Origin of the sequence: Roseibium sp. TrichSKD4, from assembly GCF_000148725.1 — a bacterium.
Classification (GTDB): Bacteria; Pseudomonadota; Alphaproteobacteria; order Rhizobiales; family Stappiaceae; genus Roseibium.
Map to the genome: position 1 here is coordinate 7501 of NZ_GL476311.1, position 25741 is coordinate 33241.

At 54.5% G+C, this 25741-nt stretch carries 25 protein-coding genes (1 of these 25 cut by a window edge); 13 read left to right on the forward strand and 12 right to left on the reverse strand.

The window, feature by feature from the left end:
• From TRICHSKD4_RS08515 to TRICHSKD4_RS08535, 5 genes are all read right to left on the reverse strand, one after another.
• On the reverse strand, positions 1-1055 hold the 5' portion of the coding sequence (locus TRICHSKD4_RS08515) for an AMP-binding protein (protein ID WP_009467090.1). It extends 358 nt beyond the left edge of the window; the window shows 1055 of its 1413 coding nt (coding positions 1-1055); it begins with the start codon at positions 1053-1055; its stop codon lies off the left edge, out of view.
• A 9-nt stretch (positions 1056-1064) separates the two neighbouring features.
• The gene (locus TRICHSKD4_RS08520) at positions 1065-1619 is read right to left on the reverse strand and encodes a biotin transporter BioY (RefSeq protein ID WP_040616589.1); all 555 of its coding nucleotides are present in this window, start codon (positions 1617-1619) and stop codon (positions 1065-1067) included.
• A 67-nt stretch (positions 1620-1686) separates the two neighbouring features.
• Positions 1687-2301, reverse strand: coding sequence for an energy-coupling factor transporter transmembrane protein EcfT (locus TRICHSKD4_RS08525; protein ID WP_009467092.1), 615 nt, complete (start codon positions 2299-2301; stop codon positions 1687-1689).
• Entirely contained in the window at positions 2298-3077 is a 780-nt protein-coding gene (locus tag TRICHSKD4_RS08530) for an energy-coupling factor ABC transporter ATP-binding protein (RefSeq protein WP_009467093.1), read from the reverse strand. The genes TRICHSKD4_RS08525 and TRICHSKD4_RS08530 overlap by 4 nt, the downstream gene beginning before the upstream one ends.
• 136 nt (positions 3078-3213) lie before the next feature.
• Positions 3214-4623, reverse strand: a complete 1410-nt coding sequence (locus TRICHSKD4_RS08535) for a PLP-dependent aminotransferase family protein (RefSeq protein ID WP_009467095.1) — start codon at positions 4621-4623, stop codon at positions 3214-3216.
• 87 nt (positions 4624-4710) lie between these two features.
• Here TRICHSKD4_RS08535 and TRICHSKD4_RS08540 point away from each other — a divergent pair, with 87 nt between their 5' ends.
• Complete coding sequence (locus TRICHSKD4_RS08540; protein WP_009467096.1) at positions 4711-5307, forward strand: LysE family translocator; 597 nt, start codon at positions 4711-4713, stop codon at positions 5305-5307.
• Between the two features lie 44 nt (positions 5308-5351).
• Here TRICHSKD4_RS08540 and TRICHSKD4_RS29185 read toward each other — a convergent pair whose 3' ends face one another.
• Entirely contained in the window at positions 5352-5591 is a 240-nt protein-coding gene (locus tag TRICHSKD4_RS29185; protein ID WP_009467097.1) for a DUF1127 domain-containing protein, read from the reverse strand.
• A gap of 93 nt (positions 5592-5684) precedes the next feature.
• Between TRICHSKD4_RS29185 and TRICHSKD4_RS08545 the strand changes: the two genes are divergently transcribed.
• Positions 5685-6614 (forward strand): LysR family transcriptional regulator, encoded by a 930-nt coding sequence (locus TRICHSKD4_RS08545; protein WP_009467099.1) that lies wholly within the window; start codon positions 5685-5687, stop codon positions 6612-6614.
• A 3-nt stretch (positions 6615-6617) separates the two neighbouring features.
• On the opposite strand, the gene TRICHSKD4_RS08550 is transcribed toward TRICHSKD4_RS08545, so the two are convergent.
• From TRICHSKD4_RS08550 to TRICHSKD4_RS08560, 3 genes are read right to left on the reverse strand one after another with little or no spacing between them, the layout of a single operon-like run.
• Positions 6618-7193 (reverse strand): sulfite oxidase-like oxidoreductase, encoded by a 576-nt coding sequence (locus TRICHSKD4_RS08550; protein WP_009467100.1) that lies wholly within the window; start codon positions 7191-7193, stop codon positions 6618-6620.
• A 19-nt stretch (positions 7194-7212) separates the two neighbouring features.
• Complete coding sequence (locus TRICHSKD4_RS08555; protein ID WP_009467101.1) at positions 7213-8001, reverse strand: 3-keto-5-aminohexanoate cleavage protein; 789 nt, start codon at positions 7999-8001, stop codon at positions 7213-7215.
• 3 nt (positions 8002-8004) lie between these two features.
• Entirely contained in the window at positions 8005-9321 is a 1317-nt protein-coding gene (locus tag TRICHSKD4_RS08560) for an aspartate aminotransferase family protein (RefSeq protein ID WP_009467102.1), read from the reverse strand.
• A gap of 263 nt (positions 9322-9584) precedes the next feature.
• On the opposite strand from TRICHSKD4_RS08560, the gene TRICHSKD4_RS08565 reads away from it, so the two are divergent.
• Positions 9585-10001, forward strand: a complete 417-nt coding sequence (locus TRICHSKD4_RS08565; protein ID WP_009467103.1) for a D-Ala-D-Ala carboxypeptidase family metallohydrolase — start codon at positions 9585-9587, stop codon at positions 9999-10001.
• Between the two features lie 15 nt (positions 10002-10016).
• Here TRICHSKD4_RS08565 and TRICHSKD4_RS08570 read toward each other — a convergent pair whose 3' ends face one another.
• Positions 10017-10376, reverse strand: a complete 360-nt coding sequence (locus TRICHSKD4_RS08570; RefSeq protein WP_009467104.1) for an ArsC family reductase — start codon at positions 10374-10376, stop codon at positions 10017-10019.
• Between the two features lie 136 nt (positions 10377-10512).
• Between TRICHSKD4_RS08570 and TRICHSKD4_RS08575 the strand changes: the two genes are divergently transcribed.
• From TRICHSKD4_RS08575 to TRICHSKD4_RS08600, 6 genes are all read left to right on the forward strand, one after another.
• On the forward strand, positions 10513-12279 hold the full coding sequence (locus TRICHSKD4_RS08575; protein ID WP_009467105.1) for an adenylate/guanylate cyclase domain-containing protein: 1767 nt from the start codon (positions 10513-10515) through the stop codon (positions 12277-12279).
• Positions 12254-13414, forward strand: coding sequence for an acetylornithine deacetylase (gene argE / locus TRICHSKD4_RS08580; protein WP_009467106.1), 1161 nt, complete (start codon positions 12254-12256; stop codon positions 13412-13414). Before TRICHSKD4_RS08575 ends, argE begins: the two co-directional genes overlap by 26 nt.
• Positions 13415-13556: 142 nt before the next feature.
• The gene (locus tag TRICHSKD4_RS08585; protein WP_009467107.1) at positions 13557-15140 is read left to right on the forward strand and encodes an ABC transporter substrate-binding protein; all 1584 of its coding nucleotides are present in this window, start codon (positions 13557-13559) and stop codon (positions 15138-15140) included.
• 65 nt (positions 15141-15205) lie between these two features.
• On the forward strand, positions 15206-16180 hold the full coding sequence (locus TRICHSKD4_RS08590) for an ABC transporter permease (protein WP_009467108.1): 975 nt from the start codon (positions 15206-15208) through the stop codon (positions 16178-16180).
• Positions 16181-16190: 10 nt separating this feature from the next.
• Complete coding sequence (locus TRICHSKD4_RS08595) at positions 16191-17174, forward strand: ABC transporter permease (protein ID WP_009467109.1); 984 nt, start codon at positions 16191-16193, stop codon at positions 17172-17174.
• 4 nt (positions 17175-17178) lie between these two features.
• On the forward strand, positions 17179-18915 hold the full coding sequence (locus TRICHSKD4_RS08600) for an ABC transporter ATP-binding protein (protein WP_009467110.1): 1737 nt from the start codon (positions 17179-17181) through the stop codon (positions 18913-18915).
• 54 nt (positions 18916-18969) lie between these two features.
• On the opposite strand, the gene galE is transcribed toward TRICHSKD4_RS08600, so the two are convergent.
• Positions 18970-19992 (reverse strand): UDP-glucose 4-epimerase GalE, encoded by a 1023-nt coding sequence (gene galE, locus TRICHSKD4_RS08605; protein ID WP_009467111.1) that lies wholly within the window; start codon positions 19990-19992, stop codon positions 18970-18972.
• Between the two features lie 226 nt (positions 19993-20218).
• Here galE and TRICHSKD4_RS08610 point away from each other — a divergent pair, with 226 nt between their 5' ends.
• The 4 genes from TRICHSKD4_RS08610 (at position 20219) to denD (ending at position 24411) form a co-directional block, all read left to right on the forward strand.
• The gene (locus TRICHSKD4_RS08610; protein WP_009467112.1) at positions 20219-22018 is read left to right on the forward strand and encodes an IlvD/Edd family dehydratase; all 1800 of its coding nucleotides are present in this window, start codon (positions 20219-20221) and stop codon (positions 22016-22018) included.
• 88 nt (positions 22019-22106) lie between these two features.
• Positions 22107-22388 carry an SCP2 sterol-binding domain-containing protein gene (locus TRICHSKD4_RS08615; RefSeq protein ID WP_009467113.1) on the forward strand — a complete coding sequence of 94 codons (282 nt, stop codon included), beginning with the start codon at positions 22107-22109 and terminating at the stop codon, positions 22386-22388.
• Between the two features lie 125 nt (positions 22389-22513).
• The gene (locus tag TRICHSKD4_RS08620) at positions 22514-23365 is read left to right on the forward strand and encodes an isocitrate lyase/phosphoenolpyruvate mutase family protein (RefSeq protein ID WP_009467114.1); all 852 of its coding nucleotides are present in this window, start codon (positions 22514-22516) and stop codon (positions 23363-23365) included.
• Between the two features lie 74 nt (positions 23366-23439).
• Positions 23440-24411, forward strand: a complete 972-nt coding sequence (denD, locus tag TRICHSKD4_RS08625) for a D-erythronate dehydrogenase (RefSeq protein WP_009467115.1) — start codon at positions 23440-23442, stop codon at positions 24409-24411.
• A gap of 19 nt (positions 24412-24430) precedes the next feature.
• Here the strand turns inward: denD and TRICHSKD4_RS08630 are convergent, their stop codons facing one another.
• Positions 24431-25606 carry a citrate synthase family protein gene (locus tag TRICHSKD4_RS08630; RefSeq protein WP_009467116.1) on the reverse strand — a complete coding sequence of 392 codons (1176 nt, stop codon included), beginning with the start codon at positions 25604-25606 and terminating at the stop codon, positions 24431-24433.
• Between the last annotated feature and the right edge of the window lie 135 nt (positions 25607-25741).

Here is a 25741-nt window from a genome sequence, read left to right on the forward strand (position 1 = left end):
GTCTTATCAAGAAACCCATGGTCTCCGACGGTCAGCCATTCCCCTTTCCAGCGCGTATCTGGACTATCCCCGCAGACATAACGCGAAAACACCATAGGGCTGCGCGTCCAAATCAACCCGCTTTGTCCGACTGGGAGTGGATGAAGCGGATCACCAATGCACAGCTCCACGCCCTGGACCGGAAAGCCGACACTGTTGTCCAGACTTGTCTTCACGCCATTGGACGCCGTGAGGAAACTGGTTTCCGAAGCTCCATAGAACTCCGCCAGTGTGGCATTTGGAAAGACCTGTTGCAGACGCGTTTGATCTTCCGGGCGCCATTTGGCACCGCTGGCCAAACCCAATCGGAGCGGAACGGAGGCCTCCTGACGCTTAAGCGTTTCATATATGTAATGGAGTTGGGTGGGCGTTGCGTAGAGGACAGAAATGCTCTCGCTCTGCAGGCATCCAGAGATGATTTTCGGATCGAACCGACTAAAAAGTGTAACCGAAGCACCGGTATGGAGCGCATGCACCGCCCCGTATAAATGTAGAGAATGCTGCATACTGCCAGCTATCAGCACATGATCTGAGGAACTGATGCCGAATTCCGTTTCGCTGACGCGAAAACTCTCTAACCAAGAGGAATGGGTCCGCTCAAACCCTTTTGGCAGTCCCGTAGAGCCAGATGTGAAGCCGATGTAGAACGGGTCATGCTCTGATGGCGGATGGTAAGGGCTAGAACCGGTGCCGCTGCTTGTCGGCTCAATAAGGACTGCGACAGGCTGGATGGCAGCTTCAATCTTCTGCCGTCTCTCTTCAGGCCAGTCCGGATCAAAGACGGTGACGACATGCCCAGCGCGCACTATCGCAAAATAGGAAATGAGAAACTGAACTGGGTTGTAAATAGCAAGCGCCAGCCGCGAGCCAGACGGATAAAAAGACAGTGCTTGCGCCATCCCGCTTACCCGGCGCTCCAGTTCAGCCCAAGTCAGCGTTTCAGCTTCAAGTGTCAGCGCCGGCGCATTCGGCCGGCGCTGTGCATGTTGGCCCAAAGGTTCGCCAACATAAGCCATTGAGGAGCCTCAGGCCCGTGACATCAGCGCGTGCGGCAACCCGCGAGCAACCGTTTGAGCGACGATCGCCGCAATGGCCACCTTCACCAAATCACCGGGCAGGTAAATCGCACTGCCCATCGCAGCTTTTGCAAATGTCAGATCCGTCATGACAACCAGCCCCGGAATGCCAAACGCATAAATGACACCGATACCCCCGATTGCAGCAGCAAAGGCTGCTGAGACGAGAACATTATAGTTGGCTGTCTTTTGCATGATCAGCCCGGCAACAAAAGCACCAACCGGCCAGCCGATCAGGAACCCAACAGACGGTCCTGCGAAAACGGCAAGGCCTCCGCGCCCGCCCGACAGAAGTGGCGCACCCAATGCGACAAGGAACAAAAGGAGGAGAACAGCCAGAGCGCCGCGAACCGGCCCAAGCATGACACCTGCAAGCATGACCCCAAGAGACTGCGCTGTAATTGGAACACCTCCCAGAAAGGGAATTGCGATGGGAGGAAGAAGGCCCAGAGCTGCAATCAGCGCCGCATAAAATGCGATCTGGACCAAGGAACGATCAGACATGATTTGTCCTTTTCTTGCGTCTGTTTCGTCAAAGCGTGGGGGAAAGTCGTCGGCAAGGTCGCTTGGCCTAGCGTTCACCGGACAATCCCTTTGTTCCACCGCGGGCTGTCAGGGCTTCCGCGACATGTTCTGACATGCGCAGCGCCTGAAGGGCTAGCGGGGCGATCAGGCGCCAACTGGATTTTTGACCTGTGCGCGCCCGGAAAGCTTCTTGCAAATTTCTATATATGGTCAGCAGCACTGGTGCAAACCGAATTACCAATGTGACCGCAAGTGCAGGTTTTTGCGGCGAACCGCCAATCCACTTCAGCGGAACAAACATGGGGCGCACTGCGTCCAGCATATCGTCCATGCGCGTGGTGACAGATACGAAATTTGCCAAGAGCACCATAGCAGTCAGGCGAAGCGCAATGCTGATGCCGTTTTGCAAGGTGCCAGACAAGGCATGAAGGCCAACAATGAAGACAAGCATATAAGCGAAGGGCCGCAACAAGCGCAGTTGCGCCAGCCCATTTGCACCAAGGCTGGCATAAAACCCAAAAACGACAATCACGCTGGCACCCAAGACAAGTGGGTCTTTTACCGGAAACAGCAGAGCGCCGCTAAAGGCGAGGAAAAGTAGCTTCACATGAGCGGGCAGCGCGTGCGCCCAGCTCGGGCCGGGTATTTGAAGGGCAATCACAGGGCACCACCCCCAGCTTCCGCGTTGGCGGCGCGTCGATCCAGATCAGCAGAATATGCCGGGAGCACATCCCCCGGCACGCCGTCCATGCGAATGGTTCCCTCATCCAGCCACAAAATGCGATCAAAATCTGCAAATGTAGACAGGTCATGTGAGACCATGACGATCCGCTGCTCCAGACTGCCGAGCTTTTTCAGGATCAATCGGGACGCCAGACCATCGAGACTGGACAACGGCTCATCCAGAACGAGAATTTGCGGCCCCATGACCAATATCGCCAGAATACAAATGAGTTGTTTTTGCCCCTCTGACAGAGAGGAAAACGGCAATTCTGCCAGTCTTTCACAATCATGAAGCTTCAAGAACGCCCTTGCATCTCGCGCGGCATCCTTCTTTGGCAGCCCCAGTTGGGTTAGCCCAAAAGTTATCTCTTCTTCGACGGTTGGAAAAATCGCCTGATGATCCGGATTTTGAAACACGAACCCGACATGGCGGGGCAAATCACCTGTCACGTCTTCCGTTGGAGCTCCAAAGATCCGAACGGTACCACTGTCTGGAAGGCGCAAACCGTTTAACAAGCGGACAAGAGTGCTCTTGCCAGAACCATTCAGCCCGACAAGGCCAATGCGGCGCTCCCTTAGCTCAAGCGATACGGAGTTCAGAACCACCCGATCACCGAGCTTTAAGCTGACATTTTCAAAAGCAGCATAAACGTCTTGTGACAAGTTGAAGGCCTGCCCACCATTGGTCTTGCTGCGTTTTGACCAGAATGCCATGTCTGCCTGTCCGCCACCGTTCACACGACCAGCCCGCACGCCGCGGGCCTGTTTTGTGATGGCGCTTATTGACGGCTTTCAGCTGGTTGTCAAAGGAAAGGCAACTGTTGGTCTAATTGGCTGAGCCGGTCAGATTTCAGCCCACCGGGTCTCGCCGCGGTGTTTCCTGCCGGTATCGGCCAAACATTCGGCTCACTCGAGAGACCGCTTCTTGGAATGCTTGGTCAGATGATATGGACCCCAGAGTAAGCCGCATGAAAGGGGCGCTAGCCTGCGGTTGAGCCTGAAAATGCCGTGCTGCAAGAATGCGGACGCCTTGTGCGTTCAATCCAGCTTCGAGAATGTCGGGATCAACACCCTCTGGAACCTTGAGCCAAACGAACACCTTGTCTGGCGCGCCATACACGCAGGTTTCGCCGATGCATTCCTGCACAAGCTGGAACCGAGCCGCATTTGCCCTCTTTTTCGCGGCAACTGTTTTTTCCAATGCGCCGTCCCGCACCCAACCGGAAATAAGTTCAGCGGTAATGGGAGACGCCATCCAAGTGCTTTCGCCGATCAGATTGCGCACATCGCCGGAATACCGGTCTGGCACATGAACAAAGCCGATGCGACTGCCCGGAGAGATGACCTTGGAGATGCTGGCAATGGAGGCCGTGCGCTCTGGGGCCAATTCACCGAAGGCCGCGGTTCGCTCACTCACAAAGGGGGTATAAGGGTCATCTTCAATGAGCTTTAGATCAAACTCTCGCGCCACATCGACCAGAGCCTGACGCTCCTTTAGACTCATGGTGTGGGTGGTCGGGTTTTGCATGTTGGGCATCAAGAATGCCCCCTTGATGCTTTGGCTGCGACAGGCGCTCGCCAGAGCTGCCGCATCCATCGCGCCTGGACTTTCGGAGCCTCCGCCAGATGATGCAATCGGCAGAAGTTTCAGCCCGAGATTGGGGGCTGAGTGGAGTATCGATGGGTAAGTGAACGCGTCTACGGCAACGATGTCACCCGGTCGGAACAAAGCCTGCAGCAAGATTTGAATTCCGTGTTGCGCACCACAGGTCAATGCAACACGGTCAGGGTCAGCTTGAAGGCCATAAAAGGAGAAGAGCAACGCGCCAGTTTCACGGTGAGATCGCAAGCCTTCAGAGGGAACAAACCCGTTCAATCGCTCAATGCCCGGTGTTCGGGACAACCGCAGAAGCCCGCTCGCCAAATTCGGGTTGAGATGCGGATAGGCGAAGTTTCGCGCCAGATCGAGCGATTCAGTCTCATTTTCTGTCGGCAGCAAGGGCGAAATAGGCGGGCCATCCGGGGCCACAAATGTTCCCCGTCCCGTTTCGCCGCGAAGCAATCGCCGTCTTTCGGCTTCTGTATAGGCTCGGGTTACCGTTCCCAGCGTAACACCAAGCTGATAGGCCAACTCGCGCTGCGGCGGCAGTCTATCGCCAACGGCCAGCACACCCGCCTTGATGTCACTTTCGATGGCATCCGCGATCGCCTGATAGATCGGCCCGTCAGATGCCTCGATGTTTGGGACCCATATTGTCATGGGAACAATGTTATCATTGACGGATACAATTTTGCAATCATATCGTCCTCTTCGAAATTTGTATCGATTGTATCTATGGAGCACCCCGTGGACTTCTCCACTTTGACCGCCTTCGCGCTGTTTGTCGCTGTCATGACCGGCACACCGGGACCCGGCAACCTGACTTTCATGGCAATTGGCGCGTCTGCGGGATATCGCACAGCCTTCCCGGTGATTGTGGCTTCCCAAATCGGCTCTATCGGGCTGAACATGTGCGTTGCCTATGGGCTGGGCAAAGTGATGGCGGAGGGCGGACCGGTGGTGATGCTCTTTAAAGTTCTCTCCATGGCGTACATGACTTACCTGGCATGGCGAATCATTTCTCTGAGCGTCAAACCAAAAGGCGAAGTGGCCCTGCCGAGTTTTTGGGAAGGCCTTCTCATTCACCCGTTAAGCCCGAAAACATGGGCCATGAGCCTGGCCGCATATACCAGTTTTTTTGCCGGAAACGGGTTGGGCCTAACGGAGAACGCGGTGCTTTTGACAAGTGGCTTCATACTTGGCGGCATGATTTCCCACTCCATGTGGGCGATGGCCGGGGTGTCCATTCTTGCCTTGCTTGGAGACGGACCGTTGATGCGTGCGGTGACGATCTTCATGGCAGCCGCCATGCTGGCGGCGACTTTATGGGTGATGGTCCAATAGCCCCGTCTTCATCTGACCTGACTGAAATGCATCCCGGACACATCCTATTTGGACTGCATGTCCAGATCATCAAGCCACCGGCTTTCCTTGCGCTGCGGGACATTGACTTCTTCGGAGAGTCCGACATCGTGCAAGAGATGTGGTGGAAGCTCTGACAAGTGCGTACGAATTTGCCGCATGCGTTGCGTATCACGCCTTTTTTCTAGAAATATTGAAAGGGCTTTTTGCAGCTCCTTTAATAAACCAAACCTTGTCTTGTCATGACATTGACTGTCAGCAGGCATGAGTTTTTCTCCTTTATCCTCTTGCCAGCATGAGGTTTTCCTGATTGGGTGACCAACCAAATCTCGGCTGCAATGCATAAGGGAGATTTATGCATGACAAGCGATCCACTCCCGCCAGTCCTTGCCATTCGGGCGTTTGAAGCCGTCAGTCGGCACTTGAGTTTCACCAAGGCGGGCGAAGAACTTGGCATGACGCAAGCTGCGGTCAGCTATCAGATAAAGGTTCTTGAAGAGCGGCTCGGGTTTCCCGTTTTTGTGCGACGAGCACGCAAAATCGACCTGACAGAAAAAGGAACGCAATTGGCAACACGGGTGGTCGATGCCTTCAGAGACCTCAGGACTGCATTTTCAGACGTTCGACAGGAGAACGACACGCAATTGGTGATCGCCTGCAATCCCACTTTCGCCTCCCGCTGGCTTGCGGCACATCTGTTCGATTTTCAGATCGCCAATCCTGATCTTGCTATCCGCATTATCCCAAGCGATTCAGAAGACCAGTACAAGAATGGCGAGCAAGACATAACGATTTCGGGTTGTTATGCGCCGCCGCCTGACAATATCCGCCATCCACTCATCCCGGCGACGTTCAGCCCGATGCTGCACCCGGACTTGGCCGCATCAATCGGTGGCATAAACTCTCCTACCGACCTTTTAAAATTGCCAATTACTGATCCCGCAGATCATTGGTGGCCTCTTTGGTTTGCCAAAGCGGGAATTCCGAACCCTGACTTGGGAAGCTGGCCGTCTTCGCGGATGGGGTCTCAGGGACTGGAGGCGGACCGGGCCATTGCAGGGAAAGGTGTCGCGATCCTGACACCATTCTTCTATCGGGCTGAGCTCGCATCTGGTCAACTCATTCAGCCATTTGACCTTGTAGAGCACGATCCCGGCATGGCTTGGCATTTGAGCTATCCGCACTCCAACAGGAACAGCCGAAAGGTGCGCCTGTTTCGGGACTGGATTTTCACTGAATTGCTCAAGGACGGACTTGATATGGAGGAGACAGGTCTAGCCGTCGCTTAGCACTCATCCGCGATACCGCTGCTCTTTCCAAGGGTCTCCATAATTATGGTAGCCCAGTTTTTCCCAAAAGCCTTTGTAGTCGTATTCGCTGAACGTCAGCTTGCGGAGCCATTTGGCGCTTTTCCAGAAATAGAGACCAGGGACAACAAGTCGGGCGGGCCCGCCATGTTCAGCCGTTAAAGGAGCTCCATCGAAATGGGTTGCAACAAAGGCGCAGCCGCCGGTCAGGTCCGGAAGGCGAAGGTTGGCGGAATAGTCTCCATCAGAGACCGCACTTACATAGCGGGCCTCCGGCAAGGGTTTGACCAGATCAATCAGCGTTTCCAGCGACACACCACGCCATTTCGTATCCAGCTTGGACCATTTGGTGACACAATGTATGTCCACTTCAAAGTCTTCAGTGGGAAGCTCCTTCAACTCTTTCCATGAGAGTTCCAGCGGGTTCTCAACCTTCCCATCGAGGGTCAGTGTCCATTTTTCGGCAGATGTGATCTTCGGAGTTCCGGCAGTCATGACCGGGAACTTCTTTGTCACCACCTGCCCGGGCGGGATACGCGGCTTGTCGTCCTGATCGCTCATCTTACCCCTTCCCAGTGATTTACCCGATAAGTGCGTTTTTCAGATCCCGCACACGGTCCGCATTGTCTTTTGCAAGCGCGCCATCGCTGTTCCAAAGGCCATTCTCAAAGCCGATACGCGCCTTGCCGCCTTGATCGATAGCATGCGCAAGACAGTCCGTTTCACGATGCCCAAAGGCACAGACCGCCCAGTCCAAAGCCAGACTGGGATTCTTTTGACGCATCGCGTCCAAGAACGGAGCTAGATCTTCAGGGGCGCTTTCCTGATTGGTGGCATAACGCCCAAGCACAAACAGAACCTGATGCGCATTCCCCGGAATGACACCTTCCTCAGTCAAAGCGAAGAACCGGTGCACATCATCCGGGCTGTAGAGAATATGCTGAACCGCAATTTCCTCTCCGAGCGCCCAGTCATAAAACCCGGCTGCTTCAGCGGAATTTTCATCCGGCACCATTTCACGAACAGCGATGGAAACAGCGCCCGGAACGACATCACGCACCAACTGGCGTTGTTCTTCCGGTGAATAATGACCGACCGCTTCGGTGGTGATTTGCAAATACATGTCCGGAACGGCTGCACGCAGATCGCTCAACAGTTGCCGGTAAAGCGCGGCATCAAGAACATGCTTGCCATTTTCATCGCGAACGTGGGCGTGAATCGCACCTGCGCCGGCCTGAAAACAGGCCTTTGCCACCACAACAGTCTCGGCACTCGTGATTGGCAACTGCGGATGGTCTGCCTTTGTCCGCCGCGCCCCATTGGGCGCGACCATGATTTGCGGCAATGGCTGAGAAAATTCCGGTGTCATGGGTCAGAATACAGCCTTGAACGCGGTGGTCAGTTTGTCGGTGACCTCGTCTACCTGCGCCTCATTCATGATGAAGGGAGGTGCCAGAAGAACGTGATCGCCCTGAACACCGTCAATGGTGCCGCCCATGGGATAACAGGCAAGACCGGCTTCAAAAGCCGCCTCTTTCAGCGCCTTGTTGATGCCGCGTTTGGGATCAAACGGAGCCTTGGTCTCCCGATCTTCGACGATCTCGATCCCCCGAAACAGCCCACGACCCCGAATATCGCCAACATGCGGATGCTGGCCCAGCGCCGCTTCCAACGAGGAATGAAGCTTGGCACCCATCGGGTTAACCCGCTCAACCAGCCCGCCAGTCAGTTTTTTCAAGACAGCCAGAGAAGCGGCACATGCGGTTGGGTGACCGATATAGGTATGACCGTGCTGGAAGAAGCCGGACCCATTTTCAATTGCTGCGTAAATCTCAGCTGAACAGAGCATGGCACCAATTGGCTGATAGCCTGCGCCGAGGCCCTTGGCGATTGCCAGAATATCCGGTGAAACACCATCCTGCTCGCAGGCAAACAAGCTACCGGTCCGCCCCATACCGCACATGACCTCGTCAAGGATTAGCAAAATGCCGTGTTGATCACAGATCTCGCGGATGCGCTTGAAATAGCCCTCCACCGGTGGGACGGCTCCAGCAGTGGCCCCAACAACAGGTTCGGCCACAAAAGCCATCACATTCTCGGCCCCGAGGCGCTGGATTTCCGTTTCCAGCTCGTTGGCAACGCGCTGGCCGTATTCGAATGCCGTCTCGTCGTCCCTGCGACCACGATATTCATAGCAAGGCGAGATATGAGAAGTTTCGATCATCAACGGCGAAAACGGCTCACGCCGCCACTGATTGCCGCCCGTTGCCAAGGCGCCCAGTGTGTTGCCATGATAACTTTGGCGCCTTGCAATGACGCGGTGGCGGCTGGTCTCGCCTTTTTCCAGAAAGTACTGGCGCGCCAGTTTGAGCGCCGCTTCCATAGCCTCCGACCCGCCGGACACAAAATAGACCCGGTCCAGACCCTCAGGAGCATGCTTGATCAAAAGGTCGGCCAATTCCTCAGCCGGTTCAGAGGTGAAAAAACCCGTATGTGCAAAGGCGATCTGGTCTACCTGGCCCTCGATGGCCGCAATTACGTCCGGATCGCTGTGCCCGAGGCAGGAGACGGCGGCACCGCCCGACCCGTCGAAATAGCGTTTGCCGTTCTGGTCGATGACATAACACCCATCACCTTTGGCGGCGACTGGCGGATTGGCTTTGGTATGGCGGGGAAAAACGTGTGACATCGTGAGTGCCTGTTGGGCTTTGCCTTTTGGGAGAGTGCTGAGAAGCAAGGAAGATAATTGGCGTAGCCCAAGCCGAATGCAACCGCCATCTCTTTCCGCAGCGAAATGCTCACAACGTGATCACATTGTGTTAACGGCCGCAACCTTTTGCCCATTGAATGAGCCTACCGGTTAACCCTGTTTTTCATGAGAATTTTAACGGACATCGCCGACAGTCGGCTTTGGGCAGTTAGCTCTTGGGGGGCCGACCGTAGGGATACATTATGCGCAACCGTTGCGTCACACTCGCCATTTTGCTTTTGCTGCTTCCGGTTCTGGCCGGATGTGGAACCGTCGCCGGCGTCACCGGTCTGGGTTGGATCACCAACACCAGCAGCAAGGTGACGTATAACGACACAGCCTGGTGTGTCCCCCGCAAACTCAAGAAGGTGCTGAACCGCGTTGCCAAGCGTTATGGAAAAGTGACCGTTCACTCGACCAAACGATGGTGGCTGGAAAACTGGTGGAAGGGCGGCGCTTCCGATTCCTACCACCTGAATTGTCAGGCCGTCGATTTTTCAGTCAAAGCAAACCCATCTTCCGTGATTGCGTTCTTAAAAGCGCAAAAGGAAGTGGGGGGCTATAAATACTATTCGTCTGGATTTTATCACATCGACACGGGCCCACGCCGGACCTGGTAGTCCGGCATCTGGCGCTTACTTCAATTCGCCCATTTCCAGCGCGGTTTCCCACGCAACCGGGTCAAACCCGACGAAGTTTTTGCCTTCAGCCTCGACGATCGGTCGTTTGATGGCTGATGGGTTTTCCTGCAGCACTTCTAGCGCACTGGCATTATCGCGAACGCTGTCCTTGATTTCGTCATCCAGCTTGCGCCAAGTGGTGCCACGCCGATTGACGATTTGCTCCCATCCAAATTCTTCAAGAAATGCGGCCAGCTTGCCCGCATCAACGCCATCTTTCTTGTAATCATGAAATACATAGTCAACGCCCGCTTCTTCCAGAAACTTACGGGCTTTTTTGACTGTGTCGCAGTTCTTGATGCCGTAGACCTTCATCACCACCTCCTTGCCATTCTTGCCGCAGTAATGGACTGCTTCGCCATTTCTGTGCAAGGGATAGACACAGCGCAGCTTTGGAAAACAAGGCGTCTGCTTCACGTTAGGCTGTGTGAACGAACTGGAGGCGTATTTCGTGGACCAAAAGGCTAAGCTGACTGCAAATGCCAAAAGGGCATCGGCAAGTTCCGGGAACTGGCGTCAACGCCTGCGCCTCTGTAGCGGTTTGGTCCTCTTTGCCTTCTGTTTGACCCACTTTGCAAACCATACGCTCGGCATAATTTCGCTTAGTGCGATGGAGACAGGGGCTGAGTTATATGATGTGATCTGGAGCAATCCGGTCATGACATGGCTTTTGATCGCAGCGGCCCTTGTTCATGTCGGTTTGAGCCTTTGGCGAACCGCACGCAGGAGGACCCTCAAGATCCCGACTTGGGAGTTCGTCCAGCTTGTTCTCGGCCTCTATATTCCGTGGACGCTGATTCCCCATGTCATTGCAACGATGGGGGCATCTCGTCAGTTTGGTGTGGACGTTGATTATCCTTTAATCCTTTCCCTTCTCTGGACGGATGGCGCTTTAACGCAATCCCTGCTGTTACTTGTTGTTTGGGTTCACTCGATTATCGGTCTGCATTTCTGGCTTCGCCTTTATCCTTGGTATGCGAGAGCCTTACCCGGCCTCGCCGTTCTCTCAGTCGCCTTTCCGATTGCCGCCCTTTGGGGTTGGATTGAAGGCGCCCGTCGGCAAGCACTGACGGCCTATTATCAGCCCGACATTAGCCAATCCCAGATTGATTGGGTTTATGTGCAGACAGACCAGATCCGGGCCATTGTGTTCGGTCTGATCCTGCTCAGCTTGCTTGTAATTGTGTTTCGTGCGGCAACGCGGCGTTTCCGACAAACAATCACGGTGCACTATCCCGGTGGGCTGAAAGTTCGGGCAAATCCCGGCGCGTCTTTGCTAGAAATCAGCCGGATGAACGACATCCCGCACACAGCTGTGTGCGGTGGCCGTGCGCGGTGTTCCACCTGCCGGGTCAAGATTCTTGACAGCGCAGAACCATTGCCTGCACCTGAAAAGGCCGAAGCTGCCGTACTCAAACGCCTTGAAGCTGATGAAACAGTGCGTCTTGCCTGCCAGGTTCGCCCAACCGCCAATATAAGCATTCAACCGCTTGTTCCGGTGCGAAAAGCTGCGCTTGGCGCACCGCAGTCAGCCGACTCATACTATTGGGGTGTCGAAAAGCAGGTTGCGATCATGTTCATCGATCTGCGCAACTTCACAGGCCTGACAGAGCAAAACCTGTCTTACGACGTGGTTTTCATGCTGAACCGATATCTCGACACCGTCTCAGAGGCGATCCGGAAAAAGGGAGGCTATGTCGACAAGTTCATCGGAGACGGCATCATGGCGATCTTTGGTATGGACACGACGTTTGAAGAAGCCTGCCGACAAGCGCTGGAGGCCTGCCCTGATATTGCGGTTGCCATGGAGAATTTGAACGAAGATCGCGGCCCGCAATTTGTTGACCCTTTGCGCATCGGGATTGGCCTTCACGGTGGGTCGGCCATTTTGGGGCGGATTGGATCGGCTGGTGACAGCTCCTCGCGTGCTCCAATTACAGCGCTGGGTGATGTGGTGAACACCGCCAGCCGTCTGGAAAGCGAAAACAAGGCGCTCGGAAGTGTTTTGACCGTCTCCTCTACAGTCCTTACATCGGCCGGGGTTGAAATTGCCGATGCGACACCATCTGAAATCCTGTTGCGCGGAAAACGTGAAGCCTTACAAGTGTTTGCCGTGACAGACATGGGCGATCTGGCGAAGGCACTGACCGCCCCCCTGTCCGCACCGCACAGTTTGGACAGGAGACAGGATATTGGCGCCCACGCCCCTCACAGCTAAGCAAATGTTGGAAAAACTGGTCAGCTTTCCAACTGTTTCGGACCAGACAAACCTGCCTCTCATTGAGTTTGTTGAAGCCTATTTGCAAAGTTACGGCGTTTCTTCGGTCAAGACCTTCAACGCGGAAGGCAATAAGGCCTCACTTCACGCTGTTGTTGGACCTGATGTCAACGGCAGTGTTGTGCTGTCGGCCCATACGGATGTTGTCCCGGTGGACGGGCAGAACTGGACAAGTGACCCATTCACGCTGACCGAGCGCGATGGAAAACTCTATGGACGTGGCACTGCAGACATGAAGGGATTTGCCGCGTGTGCGCTGGCGCATGTCCCGAAATTTCTGGGTGCGGAGCTGTCTCGCCCTATTCATATCGCGCTGTCTTATGACGAAGAAGTCGGGTGTTTTGGCGCTCCGCCGATGATTGACCGCATGCTGGCGGAAGGCCCCACACCGTCTGCTGTGATTGTTGGGGAACCAACCCTGATGAAAGTGGTCACCGGCCACAAGGGGATCATGGTGTTCAAAACAACCTTCACCGGCCACCCTGTCCACGCCAGCCAGCTTGACCGCGGCGTTTCAGCCATTTCAGCAGCAGCACAACTGATCAACTGGTTGGATGAACGAACTGCGGAAAACAAGGCGAACGCAGACCCTGACTGCCTGTTTGACCCTCCCTACACCACCCTCCACAGCGGTGTGATCAAAGGTGGAACCGCCCATAACATAACGGCTCAGACTTGCGAGCTGACCTCTGATATTCGGTTTCTACCGCATGAGGAGGCTGACTTCTGGGAAACCGCATTCCGGGATTTTGCAGCAACAGAAATCCTGCCGAAAATGAAGGCAATTCATCCAGACTGCGACATCAAGATAGAGCGTTTGGCGTCGGTTCCCGGTCTTGATCGGGAAGAGGATGGGGTGGCTGAGGCATTGGCGCGACGGCTGACTGGAGACAACGCCGAAACAGTGGTCGTTTATGCAACCGAAGGCGGCCAGTTTCAGGAGCGAAATCTGTCAACCATCGTGTGCGGACCGGGATCAATCGATCAGGCACACCAGCCCAATGAATTTATTGAATCCACTCAACTCCTTAAGTGCGCTACGTTTTTGGACCGCTTGATAGAAAACCTGAAATAAGACCATTCCAAAACCAATTGGAAGCATGTTTACTGCCTGACATTGCAAACGAGTTCCCGCTTCCGCAAAGCGGGTTCAATACAAGAAGACGCGCTCTTGCGGACACAGATAAAGGCGCGCTTAGGGAAATTGAGAGGGGAATATGATCAAAAAATCACTGGCTGTTACAGCCCTGTTTCTTGGTTGTGTGGGAGCAACCACAGCAGGTGCAGAAACGCTTAAATTCGCGTTTCAGGGCACACTGAACCAACTTGATCCATACAGCCTGAACGAGACCTTCACGCTTGGCGCTCTCAGCAATGCGTATGAAGGCCTCACCCGCCGCGACGAAAATCTGCAGATTCAGCCGGGCCTTGCCGAGCGCTGGGAAGTTGTTGAACCAAATCGTTGGCGCTTTCATCTGCGCAAAGGCGTCAAGTTCCACAATGGCAACGACTTTACAGCCGAAGATGTGGCGTTTTCCGCTGACCGCGTGCGGGCCGAAGGCTCTGACCTTGGAACACGCATCAACAAGGATGTGAAGGTCGAGATTGTTGACGACCACACTGTTGACTTCGTGTTGCCCGGTCCGAACCCGATCCTGCACTATGAGTGGGACACGTGGTACATCATGGACAAGGAGTGGACCGAGGCCAACAACGCCGTGAAGGTGACGTCTGCGTCTGACACCACCCCGAATCACGCTGCCCTGAACGCCAATGGCACAGGCCCGTTCAAGATCGCCAGCCATGAGCCGGGCGTCAAAACCGTTTACGAGAAGAACGACGGCTGGTGGGATACTCCAAGCCACAATCTGACCAAGGTTGAGTTCACTCCAATCGGCTCTGACGCAACCCGCGTTGCAGCGCTTTTGTCCGGCGAACTGGACATGGTGTATCCGATCCCCGTTCAGGACGTAAAACGCGTTGACGGCAATGCAGGAACCAAGGCCCTCACGGGTCCGGAACTGCGGACCATCTTCCTTGGCATGGATCAGATGCGCGACGAGCTGCTTTACTCTGATGTAAAGGGCAAGAACCCGTTCAAGGACGCCCGTGTCCGGAAGGCTTTCTATCAGGCCATCGACATTGAAGGCATCAAGCGGAAGGTTATGCGGGATCTTTCCACCCCGTCTGCGATCATGATTTCGCCGTTCCTGTTCTCCAAATCGGACGAGTTCGAGCGGTATCCATATGATCCGGAAGCTGCAAAGGCTCTTCTTGCCGAAGCTGGTTATGCAGACGGCTTCACCGTTTCCATGGACTGCCCGAATGATCGGTATGTCAATGACGAGCCGATCTGTCAGGCCGTTGCTGCGATGCTTGCCCGCATCGGTGTCAAGGTCGACCTGATTGCCCAGCCAAAAGCGAAATACTTCGCCAAGGTTCTGGCCTCTGGTGGTTATGATACGTCCTTCTACCTGCTTGGCTGGACCCCGGGGTCCTTCGACAGCTGGAACATTCTGGAAAACCTGATCCAGTGCCGTGATGAAGCTGGTGCGGGCGGTGCCTTCAACCTTGGAGGCTACTGCAACAAGGAAGTTGACGCCCTGAAGGACCAGATTCTGGTCGAGAACGATCCGGAAAAGCGCGACGACCTGATCGCTCAAGCCTACAAGATCGTTCATGACGAAGCCGGTTACATCCCGCTTCACCAACAAGGCCTTGCCTGGGGCGTTGCCGACGGTGTTGAGCTTGCTCAGCGCGCCGACAATCAGTTCCAGTTCCGCTTTGTAACCAAAAACTGATCCCATAAATCCAGCAGGTGTCCGAGACCATCGGGCACCTCCTTTTTAATTATAAAAGAGCCGATATGATTGGTTTCGCAATACGTCGCCTTGTTCAGGCGGTTATTGTCATGCTCGTGGTGGCCCTTCTGGCCTTTACCCTTTTCCGTTTTGTCGGGGATCCGGTCAACCAGATGGTTGGTATCGAGACATCTCTTGAAGAACGAGAAGCCTTGCGCGAGCGTCTGGGCCTCAATGACCCGATCCCTGTGCAATTTGCCCGCTTTATCCAGAATGCGGCCCAGTTCGACTTCGGAACCTCCTATCAGTTCCGGCAACCGGTTTCCGACCTCTTCTTGAAGCGGATCCCGGCGACACTCGAGCTCAGTTTCATGTCGGCTTTGTTTGCGCTCGTGGTCGGTATCCCCATGGGGATTTACGCTGGTCTCAATCGAGAATCGTGGGTTTCGAAGCTGTTTTTGTCCGTTTCCCTTGTCGGAATATCCCTACCCACTTTCTTTATCGGAATTTTGCTGATCTTCCTGTTCTCGGTGACCTTGCAATGGCTGCCAAGTTTCGGCCGCGGTGAAGTGGTTCAGGTTGGCTCATGGTGGACGACCGGCCTTTTAACCGTATCCGGTCTCAAGGCACTTGTATTGCCGTCGATCACACTCGGGCTTTACCAGATGACGCTGATCATGCGCCTGATCCGCGCTGAGATGCTGGAAGTAATTCGGACCGACTACATCAAATTTGCCCGCGCACGTGGTTTGCCGGATCGTCTGGTTCACTTCCGTCATGCACTTAAGAACACACTTGTTCCGGTGATCACCATCACAGGCCTTCAGCTTGGCTCCATCATTGCTTTTGCCACGATCACGGAAACTGTCTTTCAGTGGCCGGGTATGGGTCTGATGTTCCTGCAGGCGGTCCAAAACGTCGATATCCCGATCATGTCAGCCTACTTGCTGCTGACCGCGTTCCTGTTCGTCAGCATCAACTTCATCGTCGACATACTCTACTACCTGATTGACCCGCGGCTTCGCGTGGAACGAGCCTGAGGATACCGATATGCCAAACGTTACCAACGAAGAGGCCAAGGCTGAGGTTCCTGTCTTTGCGAACCCGGCTGATGCGCCGGCGAAGGGAGCCATTGCGCGCGCCCTCGACAGCGACATCTTTCATTCCTTCCTGAAATCCAAAGTCACCGTCGTGGCTGCCATTGGAACGATTGTATTGTTCTTCTTGGCATTCATGGCGCCGTGGATTGCACCGCATGATCCGTTTGACCTTTCAACCATCTCGATCATGGATGCACGGGTTCCGCCAGTTTGGATGGAATATGCCGACCCACGTTTTTTGCTGGGCACGGATGATCAGGGCCGTGACCTATTGTCGGGCATTTTCTACGGCATGCGCATTTCGCTGATTGTCGGTTTCTGTTCCGTCATTGCAGCGGCCATCCTCGGCATTGGTCTCGGGCTGGTTGCAGGTTATGTCGGTGGACGTACCGATGCCATCATCATGCGGATTGCAGATATTCAGCTGACCTTTCCGGCCATTTTGATCGCCCTCTTGATTGATGGAGCTGCACGCGGCATCTTCGGGGCACTCGATCGGGAAGTCTTCTCCTTCTATATCCTGACCTTCTCTCTCGCCCTTTCCTTCTGGGTTCAGTATGCGCGAACCGTGCGCGGCTCGACCATGGTCGAGAAAAACAAGGAGTATGTGCAGGCGGCACGTGTGATCGGCATTCCAGCTCCGATCATCATGCTTCGACACATCTTGCCGAACGTAACCGGACCCGTGCTCGTGATTGCCACCATCAACCTGGCGCTGGCGATTGTGACTGAGGCAACACTGTCCTTCCTCGGTGTTGGCATGCCCCCCACCCAGCCATCACTTGGCACCTTGATCGCCATCGGAAATGACTTCCTATATTCCGGCGAATGGTGGATCGCCATCTTCCCGGGTCTGGCCCTTGCCTTGCTGGTCCTCAACGTCAACCTTCTGGGCGACTGGTTGCGCGACGCCCTGAACCCGAAGCTGCGGTGATCCCATGAGCGTTCTTGATATTCGTGACCTCAAGGTCGAATTTCCGGGCCGCAAGTCCACATTCGTGGCGGTTCAGGGAGTTAATCTGGAAGTCGAAGCTGGCAAAATCCTCGGCGTTGTCGGGGAATCAGGTGCCGGCAAGTCCACGGTTGGCAATGCCGTAATCGGGCTCTTGCAGGAACCGGGTCGGATTGCAGAAGGTGAAGTCCATCTGCATGGCGAGCGGATTGACCAATTGTCAGAGAAGGAAAAGCGGCACCTGCGTGGCCGCCGGGTGGGGATGATTTTTCAGGATCCGCTCACCTCTCTGGACCCGCTCCAGACCATCGAGTCCCAGTTGACCGAGACGATCCGGACGCACTTACCGCTGTCTGGTTCTGACGCGACAAAGCGGGCCATTGAATTGTTGGATGCGGTTGGTATTCCAGACCCAGCGGAACGGATCAAACAATATCCGCACCAATTCTCTGGCGGCATGCGCCAGCGTGTGGTTATAGCTCTTGCGCTTTGCGCTGAACCGGAAGTGGTGATTGCCGATGAGCCAACAACCGCATTGGATGTTTCCATTCAGGCGCAAATCCTGGAGTTGATGAAAAAGCTCTGCGTGGAACGGAACGTCTCCATGCTGGTCATCACCCACGACATGGGCGTGATTGCCGACATCACCGACCATGTGGCTGTGATGTATCGCGGCAAACTGGTGGAATATGGTGAAACTGATCAGGTGCTTGGTCGCCCAGAGCACCCGTATACACAAAGCCTGATTTCGGCCGTCCCGCGCCCTGATATTCGCGTCAATCGGTTTCCCGTGGTCAACTATATCGAGGCAGCAGAGACACCGACAAAACATATCGATATTTCAACGCATTGGCTGGGCAAGGCACGTGACTACGCCAAGCCGGATGGGGCATTGGTCAAAATCCGCGATCTCAGCATGCGGTTTGAGACCAAGGGCTCGGTCTTTCCTTCCCGCCGAAAATATTTCCACGCGGTGAAGAAGGTCAGCTTCGATATCCACGAAGGCGAGACCTTTGGAGTGGTAGGAGAAAGTGGATCTGGAAAATCCACCATCGCCCGCATCATTACCGGTCTTTATCACCCTTCCGGCGGCTCGATTGATTTTGCTGGCACCGAACTCACCTCACTAATGGATCACCGGCAGGTTCTGGCCATGCGTCGCCAGATGCAAATGATCTTCCAGGACCCCTACTCATCGCTCAATTCACGGATGCGGGTGCGGTCGATCATTGCCGAGCCGATCAAGTTCCACAAGCTGGCGACCAGCAACTCGGAAGTGCGGCAGATCGTTGATGACCTGCTGGACCACGTCGGGCTTGGTGTGGCAGCTGGTGAAAAGTTCCCGCACGAATTTTCTGGTGGCCAACGTCAACGCATCTCAATTGCACGGGCGCTTGCAACCCGTCCTCGCTTTCTGATTTGTGACGAGCCAACATCTGCGTTGGATGTGTCTATTCAGGCGCAAATCCTGAACCTTCTCAAAGACCTTCAAGAAGAACTAGGCCTGACCATGCTGTTCATCAGTCACGATCTGGCGGTCATACGTCAGATGTGCAACCGCATTGGCGTGATGAAAAATGGAGAGCTTTGCGAGGTGGCAGACTGTGATGCTCTGTTTGAAAACCCACAGCACGACTACACCAAGCAACTGCTCGAGTTGATGCCATCGATGGAGCTTTTGTCCCGGGCCAATTTACAGGAAGAAGCTGGAACCTCCGCTTAATCCGACCTCCAGTTGAAACCTTCAAAACCCGGGGCTTTACTCCGGGTTTTTTGGTCAAACTGCATAACCCTTGGGGTTCTTGCACAGCCAGTTCCATGTATCGTGGCACATGATCTTCAAGTCCCGTTTGGCCTCCCACCCGAGTGTTTCCCGCGCCAGTATTGGATCAGCAAAAGATACGGCCAAATTCCCAGCGCGGCGTGGTGCCATCTCTATCGGGATAGCCTTGTTGGACGCGCGTTCAAATTCGCGCACCAGCTCCAGAACGCTATAGCCCTTGCCGGTTCCAAGATTGAGGGTTTGAAATCGATTATCAGCATCAGCTGCCATCAAGTGACGATAGGCTGAGAGATGGCCTTCCGCCAGATCCATTACATGAATGAAATCCCGGATACCTGTCCCGTCCGGCGTCTCGTAGTCTGAACCAAAGACTGTTAGTTTGGCGCGTTCACCTGTTGCCACTTGACCAATGATCGGCATGAGATTGGTGGGCGTGCTGAGCGGATCTTCCCCAATCTGGCCGCTATCATGTGCACCAACCGGGTTGAAATATCTCATGGCCGTGACGCGCCAGGAAGGATCACTTTCAACCAAGTCTTCCAAAAGCTGCTCAACAATCCGCTTGGTCTGCCCGTAGGGGGTCATTGGAGCTGTTCGATGGCCTTCCTTGAGCGGGAGTTCCAGAGGATCACCATAAACATTGGCAGACGAGGAGAATATCAGGTTCTTAATGCCGCATCCGACCATGGCCCGGAGAAGGGAAAGCGTTCCTGATACATTGACATCGTAGTAGCTCACTGGATCTGCGATGGAATCCCCGACCACTTTCAAACCGGCGAAATGGACGACGGCGGTGCAGCCGTGGGCTTTGAGGACAGACTCCAGCTTGCTTTGATCGCGAATATCGGCCTCAACAAACGGCACTTCGCGCCCCGTGATCGCAGCAACCCTTTTCAAGCTTTCCGGATGTGCGTTGGACAAATTGTCCACCACGACAACATCCAACCCTGCTTCAAGGAAACAGACACAGCTGTGGGACCCAATGTAACCGGCCCCTCCGGTTATCAAGATGGACATTTTATCGCCTTTCTGATGGCGCGTCCCCCGCTGGCCGCTTTCGAGTTCGTAAGGCTAGGCAGAAACTCGGCCCTGCCCCCATATTTTCCTTGGTCGAATCACCATTGCCAGATCAACATAACGCAAGGAAAGCAACCAAGAGGTAAAGTCTCTTTGCGCAGACCTGCTTCTTCCTGCTAATCGTCAATCAACAAATCTTGAGCTCCGGCTCGTGGGGAGGAATTTCATGACCGATAAAAAGACGCCACAATTACGCTCTACAGCTTGGTTCAACAATCCTGACGACCCGGGTATGACGGCGCTTTACATCGAGCGGTATCTGAATTTTGGTCTGACGCGCGAAGAGCTTCAATCCGGCAAGCCGATCATCGGTATTGCCCAGACTGGCTCTGACCTTTCACCTTGCAATCGACATCATCTGGATTTGGCTAATCGTGTTCGCGAAGGCATTCGGGAAGCAGGTGGTATCTGTTTTGAATTTCCGGTTCATCCCATACAGGAAACCGGGAAACGGCCTACTGCGGCGCTTGACCGGAACCTTGCCTATCTCGGGCTTGTCGAGCTTCTCTATGGCTATCCTCTGGACGGCGTGGTGTTGACGATTGGCTGTGACAAGACAACACCGGCCTGCTTGATGGCCGCGGCCACCGTCAACATCCCGGCGATTGCCCTTTCCGTTGGACCAATGCTCAACGGATGGCACAAGGGAGAACGCACGGGGTCGGGAACAATTGTCTGGAAAGCCCGCCAAATGATGGCAGCGGGCGAAATTGACTACACCGGCTTTATGGATCTGGTGGCTTCTGCTGCCCCATCGGTCGGCTATTGCAACACGATGGGCACGGCGACAACCATGAACTCTCTGGCCGAAGCGCTTGGCATGCAATTGCCGGGATCAGCGGCTATCCCCGCACCTTATCGGGAGAGAAGCCAGGCTGCCTATGAAACCGGCAAACGAATTGTTGATTTGGCGATTGAAGACATAAAGCCTTTTGACATCATGACCCGTGAGGCCTTTGAGAACGCTATTGTTGTTAATTCGGCTATCGGAGGCTCGACCAACGCACCAATCCACCTCAACGGTATCGCCCGGCATCTGGGCATTGATCTGACCAATGACGACTGGCAGCAGGTCGGACACGAAATCCCGCTTTTGGTAAATTTGCAGCCAGCTGGCGAGTATCTCGGTGAGGATTATTTCCACGCAGGCGGGGTGCCGGCCGTTGTGGCAGAGCTCTTGAAAAACAGAAAACTGCCCCATCCAAACGCCCTGACCGTAAACGGCCAGTCGATTGGGGACAATTGCCGCGACATTGAAACAGACCTGCCTGACGTCATCAAACCATATGACCAGCCGATGAAAGAAAATGCCGGTTTCATCAATCTGAAGGGCAATCTGTTCGACAGCGCCATCATGAAAACGAGCGTGATCTCAGACCAATTCCGAACACGTTATCTGTCCAACCCGGATGATCCCGGAGCATTCGAAGGACGCGCCATCGTGTTTGAAGGCCCTGAAGACTATCATCATCGCATTGACGACCCAGACCTTGAGATTGACGAAAATTGCATGCTTTTCATCCGAGGTACCGGCCCCATCGGTTATCCGGGTGGGGCAGAAGTAGTAAACATGCAACCACCCGCAGCGCTCATCAAAAAGGGCGTTACCGAGTTGCCCTGTATCGGGGATGGCCGTCAATCTGGCACATCAGGCTCGCCCTCCATCTTGAATGCAGCCCCAGAAGCGGCCGCCATGGGAGGGCTTGCCCTGATCAAAACGGGCGATCGTGTTCGCATTGATCTGGAGCGCGGCACAGCCAATATTCTGATTTCAGACGAAGAGTTGACCGAGAGACGGCAAAAGCTCGAGGCAGAAGGCGGTTTTGATATAGCTCCCCATCAAACTCCTTGGCAGGAAATCCAAAGATCCATGGTTGACCAGTTCGACAACGGCATGGTCCTCAAACCTGCGGTCAAATACCAAGATATAGCTCACACCAAAGGATTGCCGCGGAACAATCACTAGGACGCGCAAATGAGCTTGACGATTACGTAAGCGTCATGCTTCATGAGTGCGATCCAGCATTGACCAAAAGCTTAAGGAGCGAAGAATTATGTCACTTGTAGACCTGACCGAAACCGTGCGCAGCAAAGTATCTGGCGGCGGGATTGATGAAAGCGTCAAGTTTGACCTCGGCGAGGAGGGCCAAATTTTTGTCCAAGGCGCTGAGGTTTCAAACGAAAACAAGGATGCGGACTGCACCATTACCATGTCTTCTGAAGACCTCGGTGAAATGCTCGCCGGAGACCTTGATCCAACAGCTGCGTTCATGGGCGGAAAACTGAAAGTCGATGGTGATATGAGCGTCGCGATGAAGCTTGGCAGCATCGTCTGATATCAGAAAACTCTGTAAAATTCGATTTACAGTTGAATAAATGAATTCTTTCGCGTCTATATATTCTTACGCATCCGTCTGATACGCTACGGCATGTCGGACTTTTGGAAAAATGAGGAACGACCATGCCCAGCATTGAAGAACGTCGAGCCCGTTTCCGGGAATTGCATGAGACCGCGAACGCATTCCTGATGCCGAACCCATATGACGTTGGGACGGCACAAATCTTGAGCGGATTGAAGTTCGAGGCCTTGGCCACAACCAGTGCCGGCCATGCCTTTTCCCTCGGATACAAGGATGCGGAAGGGTTCATTACACGCGAAATGGCGATGCTCCATGCGGCGGAAATCGTCGGAGCAACGCCGCTTCCAGTCAATGGCGATCTGGAAAACGGCTTTGGCGACAGTCCGGATGAAGTCGCCGATACAATTGAAGCTGCGATTGAAGCCGGGCTGGCCGGGTGTTCCATTGAAGATTACTCGCAGAACCCCGAAGCGCCTTATTATTCCCTTGAACATTCTGTCGACCGGATCCGGGCGGCAGTCGAAACCAAAAACCGGATCGCGCCGGATTTTGTGCTTACAGCCCGAAGTGAAGCCCCAATCGCAAACCCGGATGATCTGGCCGAAGCAATCAAGCGCCTGCAAGCGTTTGCTGAAGTCGGTGCGGATTGCCTTTATGCACCGGACTTGTTGCGCCAAGAAGATATCACAAGCGTTCTTGGCGAGATCGACAAGCCATTGAACCTGCTCGCTGGTCGTCGCCATTTCAATTATACACGCAAGCAACTGGCAGATATGGGTGTTACGCGAATTTCCATCGGTGCCGGTTTGGCACGGGTTGCCTATGGCGCCTTTGTCGCGGCCTCTGAAAGCATTATGGATGGCGGAAGCTTCGATGTGTTTGGCGAAGCGGTTGGCTTCAAGGAATTTGATTCCTACCTGAAAGGCCGCAAATCCGGCAATCTCGAAGGCTAACCTTCTAATTCAGTTGAGCAAGTGTGGTTTCCCGTTAGCATGAACCTCCTATCGAACGGGGAGCCCTACGCTGTATGAAAGTCTTGATCATTGGTGCCGCAGGCATGCTCGGTCGCAAGCTTGCGGAAAAACTCGCGCAGTCCCGCCAGCTATCTGGTGAACCGATTACTCATCTGACTCAAGTTGACGTTGTCGAACCGATCACGCCAGAGGGATCAGATTTTCCGGTCGAAAATCAGGCGTGTGACTTCTCTAAAATGGACAACGCGCATCGGCTCATCTCTCAAAAGCCTGACGTGATATTCCATCTGGCTGCGATCGTGTCAGGAGAAGCTGAGGCTGACTTTGGCAAAGGCTACGCCATCAACCTTGATGGAACCCGGCATTTGCTGGATACAATCGCTGCTAAGGATGGCTACTGTCCCCGATTCGTCTTTGCGTCCTCTTTGGCGGTTTTCGGCACGCCCTTTCCAGACACGATCCCGGACGACTTTCACCAAGCGCCCCTCACCTCCTACGGCACACAGAAAGCCATTGGCGAGCTCTTGTTGAGCGACTACAGCCGAAAAGGCTTGTTGGATGGAATTGCTCTTCGCTTGCCCACAATTGTCGTTCGACCCGGCAAACCCAACGCAGCCGCTTCAAGTTTCTTTTCAAGCATCATCCGCGAGCCTCTTAATGGCCAGGAAGCGATCCTGCCTGTTCCGGAAAATGTTGTTCACTGGATGGCCAGCCCTAAAGCTGCGACCCGCTATTTCGTTCATGCAGCTGAGATGGACACATCCGCTTTCCACGGCAGCCGAGCGTTTACGATGCCAGGACTTGCCGTGTCTGTGTCTGAACAAATCGAAACCTTGAGAAAAATCGGCGGACAGGCCTGCGTTGATCTCATCAAGCGCCTCCCTGATCCCATGGTTGAGAAAATCGTGCTTGGGTGGCCGGAACGGTTTGATACCAAACGCGCGCTATCGGTAGGCTTTCAGCCTGACACTTCATTCGAAGCCATTGTTCGCGACTATATTAAAAGTGAAGGCATTTCGATCTAACGCACTTAGGGTCAAGAGCCTAGCTCGGCCGCTCGCCGATATAAGTCGCCCGGGGGCGGATCTTGTCAGGGGCGGCATATTGCTCCAATGCGTGCGCAATCCAGCCCACCATACGGCCAATACAAAACAGGGTTTTCGCCGCGTGCTCTGGAAGCTCTAGCGCCTGTTGGACAGCTGCCAGCGCAAAGTCGACATTTGGCGGGTCGCCATAAAGGCTTTCTGCCACCTCAATGACTTTAGGCAACATAACAACAAAGGGTGTCTCAGCTGCGTTTTCTTGAAGAACAGCCAACAGGCAATCCGCTCTGGGGTCCCGATGTTTGTAAACCCCGTGCCCAATACCGGGAAGAGGTTCACCGCGCGCGAGACGCGCCGAGAGGACAGGCTCCACGTCATCGCGGCTTTGCAGAGAGGAAATCCAGGCCACGACACGATCTGGCGAAGCGCCATGCCTTGGTCCGGAAAAAGCTCCCAGCCCCGATATCAGAGCAGCATGCAATGGTGCGCGAGTAGAGGCAGCACAGCGCACGGTAAAAGCGCTGGTATTCAATTCATGATCTGCAGACAAGATCAGAGCGGCCCGCAAAATTGCTGTTTTCGGACCAGATACGCCCCACGCGTTAGCGATCTGACTATGGATCGGCATGTTTGACGCAGCCTGCCCTAAAAGCACAGCAGTTCCGTAGCGCAAGAGGGCGGCACCCTTTTTCGAGAGTAGATTTGGTGAGAGTGTATAGGCTGCCCTGTCCAAGAGCGGCCACGCGGCAAGAGCCATGGTCAACCGGCTGAGCGGATCTAATCCTTCGGGAAGGTTCGGTGCCGCTTCCGGAGCTGCCTCGTGAAAGGGATCACTTTCACAACCCCAAAGCAATGTTGCGACCGCTTCAAGTGAAGAGGACCGAGCCAATACCGTTGCGGATTGTCCTCGATATATCGGGCCGACCTCATCAGAAATCATCGTCAAACGTGTGCTCAAAACCGGTGCGCCGGACAACCCTTTTCCGCCTTCGCCCACCGGCTCTTCAGCCTTTTGCGCCAAAAACCGCCGAACATCTTCCGCATCATAACGCTTCTGCTTGCCAGGCCCAGGCACCGAACGGATCAGGCCGCGGCTCACATAGGCATAAAGGGTTGCCGGTTGCACACCGAGTTCAGCAGCCGCTTCACGAGCAGATAGATAGACACGATCATTCATATATTGATGATAACAATCAATATTGATAAAGCAAGTTGATTGACGGTTCATGGGCAAAACCAAGAGGAGAATTCGATGACCCATGCACCTGATCGCGCCGCGCTTGCTGATGCGTCTTCAAACGGACTGGAAGGT

Excerpts from the sequence above, each read along its gene's own strand:
- TRICHSKD4_RS08590 (WP_009467108.1), top strand. The coding sequence starts at position 15,206 with ATGATTGGTTTCGCAATACGTCGCCTTGTTCAGGCGGTTATTGTCATG.
- TRICHSKD4_RS29185 (WP_009467097.1), bottom strand. The coding sequence starts at position 5,591 with ATGCCTGCTGACAGTCAATGTCATGACAAGACAAGGTTTGGTTTATTA.
- TRICHSKD4_RS08550 (WP_009467100.1), bottom strand. The coding sequence starts at position 7,193 with ATGAGCGATCAGGACGACAAGCCGCGTATCCCGCCCGGGCAGGTGGTG.
- TRICHSKD4_RS08570 (WP_009467104.1), bottom strand. The coding sequence starts at position 10,376 with ATGAAGGTCTACGGCATCAAGAACTGCGACACAGTCAAAAAAGCCCGT.
- TRICHSKD4_RS08560 (WP_009467102.1), bottom strand. The coding sequence starts at position 9,321 with ATGTCACACGTTTTTCCCCGCCATACCAAAGCCAATCCGCCAGTCGCC.
- TRICHSKD4_RS08610 (WP_009467112.1), top strand. The coding sequence starts at position 20,219 with ATGACCGATAAAAAGACGCCACAATTACGCTCTACAGCTTGGTTCAAC.
- TRICHSKD4_RS08520 (WP_040616589.1), bottom strand. The coding sequence starts at position 1,619 with ATGTCTGATCGTTCCTTGGTCCAGATCGCATTTTATGCGGCGCTGATT.
- TRICHSKD4_RS08630 (WP_009467116.1), bottom strand. The coding sequence starts at position 25,606 with ATGAATGATCGTGTCTATCTATCTGCTCGTGAAGCGGCTGCTGAACTC.
- TRICHSKD4_RS08585 (WP_009467107.1), top strand. The coding sequence starts at position 13,557 with ATGATCAAAAAATCACTGGCTGTTACAGCCCTGTTTCTTGGTTGTGTG.
- TRICHSKD4_RS08595 (WP_009467109.1), top strand. The coding sequence starts at position 16,191 with ATGCCAAACGTTACCAACGAAGAGGCCAAGGCTGAGGTTCCTGTCTTT.
- TRICHSKD4_RS08600 (WP_009467110.1), top strand. The coding sequence starts at position 17,179 with ATGAGCGTTCTTGATATTCGTGACCTCAAGGTCGAATTTCCGGGCCGC.
- TRICHSKD4_RS08545 (WP_009467099.1), top strand. The coding sequence starts at position 5,685 with ATGACAAGCGATCCACTCCCGCCAGTCCTTGCCATTCGGGCGTTTGAA.
- TRICHSKD4_RS08615 (WP_009467113.1), top strand. The coding sequence starts at position 22,107 with ATGTCACTTGTAGACCTGACCGAAACCGTGCGCAGCAAAGTATCTGGC.
- TRICHSKD4_RS08620 (WP_009467114.1), top strand. The coding sequence starts at position 22,514 with ATGCCCAGCATTGAAGAACGTCGAGCCCGTTTCCGGGAATTGCATGAG.
- TRICHSKD4_RS08530 (WP_009467093.1), bottom strand. The coding sequence starts at position 3,077 with ATGGCATTCTGGTCAAAACGCAGCAAGACCAATGGTGGGCAGGCCTTC.
- TRICHSKD4_RS08565 (WP_009467103.1), top strand. The coding sequence starts at position 9,585 with ATGCGCAACCGTTGCGTCACACTCGCCATTTTGCTTTTGCTGCTTCCG.
- TRICHSKD4_RS08555 (WP_009467101.1), bottom strand. The coding sequence starts at position 8,001 with ATGACACCGGAATTTTCTCAGCCATTGCCGCAAATCATGGTCGCGCCC.
- TRICHSKD4_RS08535 (WP_009467095.1), bottom strand. The coding sequence starts at position 4,623 with ATGACAATATGGGTCCCAAACATCGAGGCATCTGACGGGCCGATCTAT.
- denD (WP_009467115.1), top strand. The coding sequence starts at position 23,440 with ATGAAAGTCTTGATCATTGGTGCCGCAGGCATGCTCGGTCGCAAGCTT.
- galE (WP_009467111.1), bottom strand. The coding sequence starts at position 19,992 with ATGTCCATCTTGATAACCGGAGGGGCCGGTTACATTGGGTCCCACAGC.